The 8,265-nt window shown below is 75.3% G+C and carries 8 protein-coding genes and 2 pseudogenes; 4 read left to right on the top strand and 6 right to left on the bottom strand.

The window, feature by feature from the left end; translation table 11 throughout:
• The 5 genes and pseudogenes from E1165_RS26480 to E1165_RS26500 all read right to left on the bottom strand — a co-directional run.
• Nucleotides 1-310, bottom strand: a pseudogene (locus tag E1165_RS26480) (hypothetical protein); the annotation flags it as partial.
• A 177-nt stretch (nucleotides 311-487) separates the two neighbouring features.
• Nucleotides 488-1,096, bottom strand: coding sequence for a GNAT family N-acetyltransferase (locus E1165_RS26485; protein WP_132394452.1), 609 nt, complete (start codon nucleotides 1,094-1,096; stop codon nucleotides 488-490).
• Nucleotides 1,097-1,177: 81 nt separating this feature from the next.
• Complete coding sequence (glp, locus tag E1165_RS26490) at nucleotides 1,178-2,473, bottom strand: gephyrin-like molybdotransferase Glp (RefSeq protein ID WP_132394448.1); 1,296 nt, start codon at nucleotides 2,471-2,473, stop codon at nucleotides 1,178-1,180.
• Nucleotides 2,470-3,423, bottom strand: coding sequence for a UTP--glucose-1-phosphate uridylyltransferase (locus E1165_RS26495; protein ID WP_132394449.1), 954 nt, complete (start codon nucleotides 3,421-3,423; stop codon nucleotides 2,470-2,472). The genes glp and E1165_RS26495 overlap by 4 nt, the downstream gene beginning before the upstream one ends.
• 9 nt (nucleotides 3,424-3,432) lie before the next feature.
• On the bottom strand, nucleotides 3,433-5,586 hold the full coding sequence (locus E1165_RS26500) for a diguanylate cyclase (RefSeq protein ID WP_207917047.1): 2,154 nt from the start codon (nucleotides 5,584-5,586) through the stop codon (nucleotides 3,433-3,435).
• A gap of 84 nt (nucleotides 5,587-5,670) precedes the next feature.
• Between E1165_RS26500 and E1165_RS26505 the strand changes: the two genes are divergently transcribed.
• From E1165_RS26505 to E1165_RS26515, 3 genes are all read left to right on the top strand, one after another.
• Nucleotides 5,671-6,324, top strand: a complete 654-nt coding sequence (locus tag E1165_RS26505; RefSeq protein WP_132394450.1) for a 5-formyltetrahydrofolate cyclo-ligase — start codon at nucleotides 5,671-5,673, stop codon at nucleotides 6,322-6,324.
• A 61-nt stretch (nucleotides 6,325-6,385) separates the two neighbouring features.
• A complete protein-coding gene (locus tag E1165_RS26510) occupies nucleotides 6,386-6,739 on the top strand; it encodes an FmdB family zinc ribbon protein (protein ID WP_132394451.1) in 354 nt (117 codons plus the stop codon).
• A 330-nt stretch (nucleotides 6,740-7,069) separates the two neighbouring features.
• Nucleotides 7,070-7,660, top strand: coding sequence for a flagellar biosynthesis protein FlgA (locus E1165_RS26515; protein ID WP_243705001.1), 591 nt, complete (start codon nucleotides 7,070-7,072; stop codon nucleotides 7,658-7,660).
• 15 nt (nucleotides 7,661-7,675) lie between these two features.
• Here the strand turns inward: E1165_RS26515 and E1165_RS29250 are convergent, their stop codons facing one another.
• Complete coding sequence (locus tag E1165_RS29250; RefSeq protein ID WP_165945330.1) at nucleotides 7,676-7,846, bottom strand: hypothetical protein; 171 nt, start codon at nucleotides 7,844-7,846, stop codon at nucleotides 7,676-7,678.
• A 127-nt stretch (nucleotides 7,847-7,973) separates the two neighbouring features.
• Between E1165_RS29250 and E1165_RS29605 the strand changes: the two are divergent.
• Nucleotides 7,974-8,265 (top strand): annotated as a pseudogene (locus tag E1165_RS29605) (hypothetical protein); the annotation flags it as partial.

Consider the following 8,265-nt stretch of genomic DNA (forward strand, 5'->3'; position numbering starts at 1 on the left):
GCGGGGGCGGTACGGCCCGCAGCCGGCCGGAGCGGCGAACGGGAGCGGGTGGCGCGGAGACGGGGGCGGCCAGCTTCCCAGTGGCCGAGTTCTCACTGAGGGTGACAACCAGCGCGCGGGACGGGTTGACCGGTCGCCGGCCGGGCACAGTACGACGGCGTCGGCGGCGCTGGAGCACCCGCGCCGTCGACTGCGCCCGCTCCGCCACCAGCCGCTCGGTGGCGTCGTACCGGCGGACGAGCGCCGGGGCGAGGGCGAGCAGGCCGGCGGCGGCGAGGACGGCGAGGAGCACCGAGGTCGGCACCCTCACCCCTCCCGTCACCGAATTCGGGGCAACCACCGGGCCGCCGCAGGATCTTCCTTGGACGGTCGTCCGGGGCGCAGATCGTACGGGCGGGCAGCGCTTGCCGCAGCTTGCAGTTACCTGAGGTTACGGGCTGTCAACTGTCATGCCGACGCGCCGCGCCGATCCCGTGCGTGGGACGGCTCACCCGGCGGCGGACCGGATCCGGTGCCAGCGGGCCAGCAGGCCACCCTCGGCGGCCACCTCCTCGCTGGTCATCGCGTATCCGATGTGGTCGCGCCACGCCCCGTCGATGTGCATGTAGCGGATGTGGTACGCCTCCTCGCGGAAACCGAGCTTCTCCACCACCCGCCGGGACGGCTTGTTCTCCGGCCGGATGTTGACCTCGACACGGTGCAGTCCGCCTGGGCCGAAGGCGTGGTCCACAGCGAGCGCCAGCGCGGTGGGGATGATCCCGCGCCCGGCCACCCGGGAGTCCACCCAGTACCCGACGTACCCCGAACAGAACGCCCGCCGGACGATGTTGCCGACGTTGAGGTGGCCGACCAGCCGTTCCCTGCCGTCCTCCCGGAGGCAGACCGCGAAGGGCAGCCCCTCCCCGCCGCGCGCCGAGCGGCGCTGGTCGGCGTGGACGTAGCGGAACGCGGCCGGCGAGTTGGTCTCGTCCCACGTGCCCGGCAGGTGGGACTCCCAAGGGGACAGCCACGCCTTGTTGGCGCGGCGTACCTCCGACCAGGCACTCGCGTCCGACCGCCGGTATGGCCGCAGCACCACCGGGCCGTCCACCAGCACCGCGGGCCAGCCGGGTGCCTCCGAGAACCAGCTCACCGGGTCAGCCTCCCACTCCCCGACGATGACGCCACAGCCGGCCGGTCACCGGCGCCGGTCCAGCAGCAGCACGTCCACGGTGGAACCGGCCGCGGCCGTGGTGACCCGTTCACCGAGAACCATCAACCCGTTGGCCTCGGCAAGTCCGGAGAGGGTGAAAGGTCCGCCCGGCAACGGTTGGACGGTGTAGCCGCCGCCGCGCCGCTCCGCGACATGCGCGGGGCGGAACTCCCGCAGCCCGCCGGGAGACGTGATGGTCTCCAGCAGGTGCGCCCGGACGCTGGGCCGGAACACCGGCTCGGCCCCGGCCAGCAGGTTGATGGCGGGCCGGGCCAGCACCTCGAAGCCGATCAGGGCCGCGCCGGGTTCGCCGGGGAGGCACACCACCGGCACCTCCTCGGCGCCGACCGTGCCGAACCCGAGCGCGGTGCCGGGATAGAGCGCCACGTCGGTGAAGGTGACCGGGCCGGCGCGGCCACCCTCCCGGCGGGACAGGATCCGGCGGACCATGTCCCCCGGGCCGGTGCCGGTCCCCCCGGTCGTGATGATCAGGTCGGCCCGCAGGGTCTGGTCCTCCAGCAGGCCGCGCAACCCCTCCGGGTCGTCGTCGCAGATGCCCACCCGGTACGCCAGGGCGCCCGCCTCGGCCGCGGCGGCCGTCAACGCGTGCGAGTTGGCGTCCACCACCTGGCCGGGCTGGCTGCCCCGGCCCACGTCGACCAGTTCGTCGCCGGTGGCCACGATGACCACCCGCGGACTGGGCCGGACCACCACGTGCCCGATTCCGGTGGCGGCCAGCACGGCGACCAGCGCCGGTGAGACGTACGTGCCGGCGCGGGCGAGCAGGGTGCCGGCGGGCAGTTCCTCACCGGCGCGGCGGACGCCGTACCCCCGCTTGGGGGTGCGGAAGATCTCGACCGCGGCCATGCCCTGGTCGGTCCACTCGACCGGGACCACCACGTCCGCGGCGACGGGCAGCGGTGCCCCGGCCGCCACCGAGAAGCACGAGCCGGGGGTGAGTCGCACCGGCCGCCAGCTCGCCGCGCCCAGGTCGCCGACCACGTTCAACCGCACGGTACGGCCGCCCGGCCCGCCGGAGGGGACCGGGCCGTAGCCGACGAGGTCCTCCCAGCGCGCGGCGTACCCGTCCACCGCCGCCTGGTCGAAGGCGGGGAACGAGTGCGGTGCGACGACGTCCTCGGCGAGGACGTTGCCGTACGCCTGGGTGAGGTCGAGGTCGAGTGGTGGCAGCGCGCGCAACCTGCGCAGCACGCTGCCCAGGTAGTCGGCGAGCGGCGTCAACTCGTTCGCGGCCGCCTCGGCGTCGGCCGTCGCGGTCATGTATTAGGACCGCCCGACGCGTCGGAGTTGACGAACTCGACCAGCCACTTACGGAACTCCGTGCCGAGGTCGTCGCGCTCGGCGGCGATCTGCACCACTGTCTGCAGGTAGCCCAGCGGCATGCCGGTGTCGTAGCGGGTGCCCCGGTAGACGATCGCGTGCACCGGCACCCCCTCGCCGCGCAGCAGCTCCATCGCGTCGGTCAGCTGGATCTCGCCGCCGCTGCCGGGCTCGGTGCGCCGGATCGCGTCGAAGATCCGCCCCGGCAGCACGTACCGGCCGAGGACGGCCAGGTTGCTCGGCGCCTCCTCCGGCTTCGGCTTCTCCACCATCCCGGTGACCCGGACGACCTCGCCGATGTCGGTCAGCTCCGCCTCGGCCGGCTCGACCGAGGCGATGCCGTACCGCTTGGTCTCAGCGGGGTCGACCTCGAAGAAGGCCAGCACCACGCCGCCGGTGCGGGCCTGAAGCTCCAACATGGCCGGCAGCAGCGGCTCGGACGGCTTCACGAACTCGTCGCCGAGCAGCACCGCGAAGGGCTCGTCGCCGACGTGCGACTCGGCGTACCCGACGGCGTGGCCGAGGCCGAGCTGCTCGGGCTGGCGGCGAGTGTGGATGTCGGCCAGTTCCTCGGTGCGCTTCACGGCGGCCAGCAGCTCGGGCTTCTCCGCCAGCCGTTCCTCCAGGTCGGGTCGGCGGTCGAAGTGGTCCACCATGGCCGTCTTGCCGCGCCCGGTGATCAGCAGCACGTCGGTGATGCCGGCCTGGGTGGCCTCCTCGACGATGTACTGCAGCACCGGCCGGTCGACGACCGGCAGCAGTTCCTTGGGAACCGCCTTGGTGGCCGGCAGGAACCGGGTGGCCAGGCCCGCGGCCGGGATGACGGCCTTGGCCGCGCGGGGGCGGCCGGTCGCCGCGGACGGTGAGAGGTTCGCTGAGTACTCCGACATGTCGCGAGACTATCGGCCACGGCTCTGCCGCGGCGGGTGAGGACCGGAAGACGCGCCGCCGGTCGCCGGCCGCGGCACACCGGGGGCGGCACGGGACGCTCCGGTGGCGTGCCGGCCGGTGCCCTCCGCCATGGGTCGGATCCCGGGACCGGCCCTGGGCAGCCCGTCCTCCGGGCTCGCCGGGCCGGCCGGCACCGCGATCTCCTCGGCCACCGCGTCCGACCGTCGGCCGGCGATCCGGTACGCGTCGCGCCCGGCGGCCTTCGCCGCGTAGAGCGCCTCGTCCGCGGCGTCCAGCACCTCCTGGCCGGTACCGGCGTGGTCCGGGTAGACGGCGATGCCGATGGAGACGGTCACCGGGATGGCCAACTCCTCGTCCACCGTGATCGGGGTGTCCCGCAGGGCCGCGCCGAGCCGCTCCGCGACGATCGCCGCGCCCCGGGCGTCGGTCTCCGGCAGCAGCAGTACGAACTCCTCGCCACCCTGCCGGAACGCCAGGTCGACCTCGCGGATCTCGCCGCGCAGCCGCTTGGCGAACTCGGCCAGCACGGCGTCCCCCGCGGCGTGGCCGTACGAGTCGTTGACCCGCTTGAACCGGTCCAGGTCGAGCACGAGGATGCTCAGCGTCCGCCCGAACCGGTTGGCCCGTTCCACCTCGCGACGCAGCGACTCGCGCAGGTAACGGTAGTTCCACAGCCCGGTCAGCGGGTCGGTCATCGAGAGCCGCTGCGCCTCCTCGTGGACCCGGACGTTCTCCACCGCCACCGCCGCGTGCCCGGCGAAGGTACGCAGGGTCGCCAGGTCGTCGTCGTCGAACTCGGCGCCGCCCAGCCGGTCGTACAGGACCAGCACCCCCACTGCCGCATCGGCGGCGGGCGCGGCGAACGGCACCGCCACGTACGTCTCGCAGCGCGGCTCCCCCGCCGGGGCGTCCGCCGGTTCCACCCGTCCCCGCCGCGCCTCCCCGGTGGCCGCCACCAGGCCGATCACCCCGGCACCGACCGGTACCCGCAGCGGCTCGCCCACCGGCAGCCGCCCCGCCAACCCTTCGGCGCACCGCCCCACCAGCACGTCGCCGCTGTCCAGCAGCAGCACCGCCCCGGCCCGGGCCCCGGTGGCGGCGATCGCGCTGCGCAGGATCACCCGCAGGATGCGTTGCAAATCGTGGGTGCTGGCCAGGGTGTCGCCGAGCACCGCGAGGTGCCCGCGTAGCTGGTCCCGGCTACTGGTCAACGCCGCCACATAGCTGGCGGTCTCCCGGGTCATCTGGTTGAACGCCGCGGCCAACCGGCCGATCTCGTCCCGGCTGCGTACCGGTACCCGGGCGGTCAGGTCACCACGGGCGACCCGGTCCACCGCGCCGGCCAGCTCGACCAGCGGCCGGGTGGTCACCCGACCCAGCCGCCAGGCGGCCAGCACCGCCAGCACGACGGCGAGCAGCACCGCGCCGAGCAGCACGGTGGGCGGCCCGGCTGGCTGCTCGCCGGCGACGGAGAGGACCAGCGGCAGCGGCTGGCCCGGCGACGGGCCGAGGCGGCGCGCGTACCGGCCGTCGGGGGTCTCGATGACCTGCTCGCCGGTGGCGGCCAGCACCGTCTCCCGTACCCCGTCGGTCTCGGTGGTGAAGGTGACCCGGTCGGCGTCGCCGTCGAGCAGGGTGACCCCGACGCCGGTGGCGGCGGCCAGCCGGCCCACGAACGCCGGGTCGACCACCTGGGCGGCGGCCACCGAGCCGAGCGCGGCGCCGGCCGGGTCGCGCAGGTCGACCCGGGCGCTGACGGCCCGTACCGGCCCGTCGGCGACCTGAGCGCCCGCGCAGTCGTGCCAGGGGGTCGGGGGTGCGCCGGGGGTGACGTACGTGGTGTTGCCGGCGACGTCGGCGACCAGGACGGCGGCGGCGATCCCCCGGCCGACCACCTGGCCGGCGGCGCCGGCGCGGGCGGCGGGGTCGGTACGCAGCGCCACCGCGTCGGCGGCGGCCCGCAGTTGCTGGCAGAGCGCGTCGACGGAGGTGCGGACGGTGGACGCGGCGAGCCCGAGGCGTTCGGCGGAACGGTTACGGTCGACGGCGCTGAGGGTGGCTCCGACGAAGACCGCGCCGAGCAGCACGGGCCCGAGCACCACCGCGAGGAAGGCCACCGTCAACCGCCCGCGTAGCGTCAACGCTTCCCCCCGGAAGTCCCCGGCCCGTTCCTGCGATGCTGACACACAGCGACCGGTGGGCACACGTTGCGTCAGGAGTGTTGCGTGACGGATTTCTCTGATGGCGCGGAACCGAAGCGTGCGGCACGGGTGACGGCGCTGGCCGCCCGAAGCGCGCTGACCGCCGCCCAGCGCGCCGACGCCGCCGCGTCCGTCGTGGCCGAGCTGGTCGGTCTGGTACGCCGGCTGCGCCCGCGCCGGATGACGGGGTACGTGCCGGTCGGCTCCGAGCCCGGCGGGCCGGACCTTCCCGAGGCGCTGCGCGCCGCGCTCCCCGACGGCGCCGAGTTGCTGCTGCCGGTGCTCCGCGACGACCTGGATCTGGACTGGGCCGCGTACGCCGGACCGGGTGCGCTGGTGGCGGCCGGGCGGGGGATGCGCGAGCCCGCCGGGCCGCGGTGGGGGCGGTCGGCGATCGCCGGGGCGGAGCTGGTGGTCGTGCCGGCGTTGGCGGTGGACCGGCGGGGCCTGCGGCTGGGCCGCGGCGGTGGCTCGTACGACCGGGCGCTGGCCCGCGTCCCGCAGGCCACGCTGACCGTGGCGCTGCTGCACGACGGCGAACTGGTCGAGGCGCTGCCCGCCCAGCCGCACGACCGTCCGGTACGCGCCGTGATCACCCCGTCGGGCGGCCTGCGTACGCTGGACGACGCGCCCGGTGTCGATCCCCCCACGTCCGCTGGACGAACCCGGGTGCCATGACGCACCATTGGCACTCGAAGACGTCGAGTGCCAACCGGCCGTGCCAGATCCGGAGGAGAACGTGCCCACGTACCAGTACGCCTGCACCGCGTGCGGCCACCAACTCGAGGCGGTGCAGTCCTTCTCTGACGAGCCGCTGACCGAGTGCCCCACGTGCGAGGGGCGGCTGCGCAAGGTCTTCAACTCGGTCGGCATCGTGTTCAAGGGCTCGGGCTTCTACCGCACCGACTCCCGTTCCTCCGGCTCGGAGAGCACCAACGGCGGCACCGCCGCCAAGCCGGCGAAGACCGAGGGCGGCACGTCGTCGGATTCCTCGGCGTCGTCCTCGGCCAGTTCGTCGAGCACCGGCACCTCCGGCTCCGCGAACGGCACGGCGAGCAAGACCCCGGCCGCCAGCACCGCCAGCTCTTCCTGACCGTCGCTCCGCCGCACCCCCGCCGCCTCCGGGCCGCGGGGGTCGTCGGCGTACGGGCACCCCGCCGTCGTCCCACGCCTCCCTCACCCCGGGCCTGCCTGGCGGTACGCCGCGCTCGGCCCGCGCGGTGCCACGCCGCGCTCGGCCCGCGCGGGCGGCACGACTAGCAGATCGACGCCGCCGGCGGGCTTTGTCCACAGGCCCCGTTCGTTGTCCACAGGCCGCCACCGCAGGTGCCGTCGCGCCGGCGGGCCCGCCTACCGTACGACCAGACAACGGGCGGCGGCACGGGGCCGCCGTGCCGTGACGGGTGAGGCCGGAGGTGGTGTCGTGGCGGGCGGTGACCCGACGGGGGAGGGCTCGCTGAGTCCCGTGCGCTGGCCCCGCCTGCCGACCGGCGGGGCGCTGCTGCGGGCCGGGCTGGTCGCCGTGCTGCTCGGGCTCGCCGCTCTCGTACTCGACGGTGCCGGCGGCTGCCCCACGCCCGGGCCGGTCCCGTCGACGGCCGCCGCGCCGCCCTCCGGGCACCGGGTGACGGGCACGCTGGACGCGCGACGCGGCGGCGATGACATCGCCGCGAGGGCCGGGCCGCTCAGCTCGGCACCCGGGCCGGGGGCCGACGGCCGACCGAGCCCGCTCCCGCTGCCGTCCGGAGCGGTGGGCGTGCCGGTCCGGCTCGCCGAGCCGGCCGCTCTCGCCGTCCTCCGGCCCGGCGCCCGGGTCGACCTGCTGGTCGTACCGGCCGGGCGGGCGGCGGCCGAGGCGCTGCCGTTGGCGTCCGGGGCGCTGGTGCTCGACGTGGTGGGCGACGACATCGGGGACGGCTCGTCGGCGCTCTACCTGGCCCTCGGGCCGGATCAGGCGCGGCGCACGGTGGGTCAGCCGGAGGGGAGCCGCTTCGCGGTCGTCGTCCGAGGTTGAGCGGCGCGGGGCCGATCAGTCCCAGTGCGGGGGACGCTCGGCGAGCAGCCAGTCGTCGTTGCCGCCGCCGTGCTCGCCCCAGCCGTGATCGGTGTCGTCGACCGTCTGTTCGGGCAGCACCACGAAATCCTCGGTCAGATCGACCGGACGGTCATCGTCGCGTAGGCCTGGATCCAGCGTGCTCACGAGCGACAAGACTAACTTAATCCGGGCCGGAAGCACGGGCACCGTCGCCGGGAACGGGGCGATATCCGCCGGCGGGGCAACCACGTCGGGCGGCCGAAAGCCCCGGGCGTTGGTAGCGTCGGACGGCGTGACGACGCCCAGCGGTGCCAGCTCCGAGGACGACTACTGGCGACGGCCACCCGAGGATGCCGGCCCCGCGTCGCGCGCCCCCGACCAGGCTTCACCGTCCCAGGGGCAGAACGCCGAGGACGGCGCGCCCGGCAGCGACGGTCCGGACGGGTCGGGTGCGCAGGTCGCGCGTACCGCCGCCCGGTCTCCGTGGGCGGCCCCGACGGACGTCCCGCCGCCGGTACCCTCGGCTGCCCCGCCGGCATCGGGCGGGCGCGCCTACCACGGGCCGCCACCGACCACCCCGCCGC

The organism is Micromonospora sp. KC723, assembly GCF_004348595.1.
In the GTDB taxonomy this organism is placed as follows: Bacteria; Actinomycetota; Actinomycetes; order Mycobacteriales; family Micromonosporaceae; genus Micromonospora.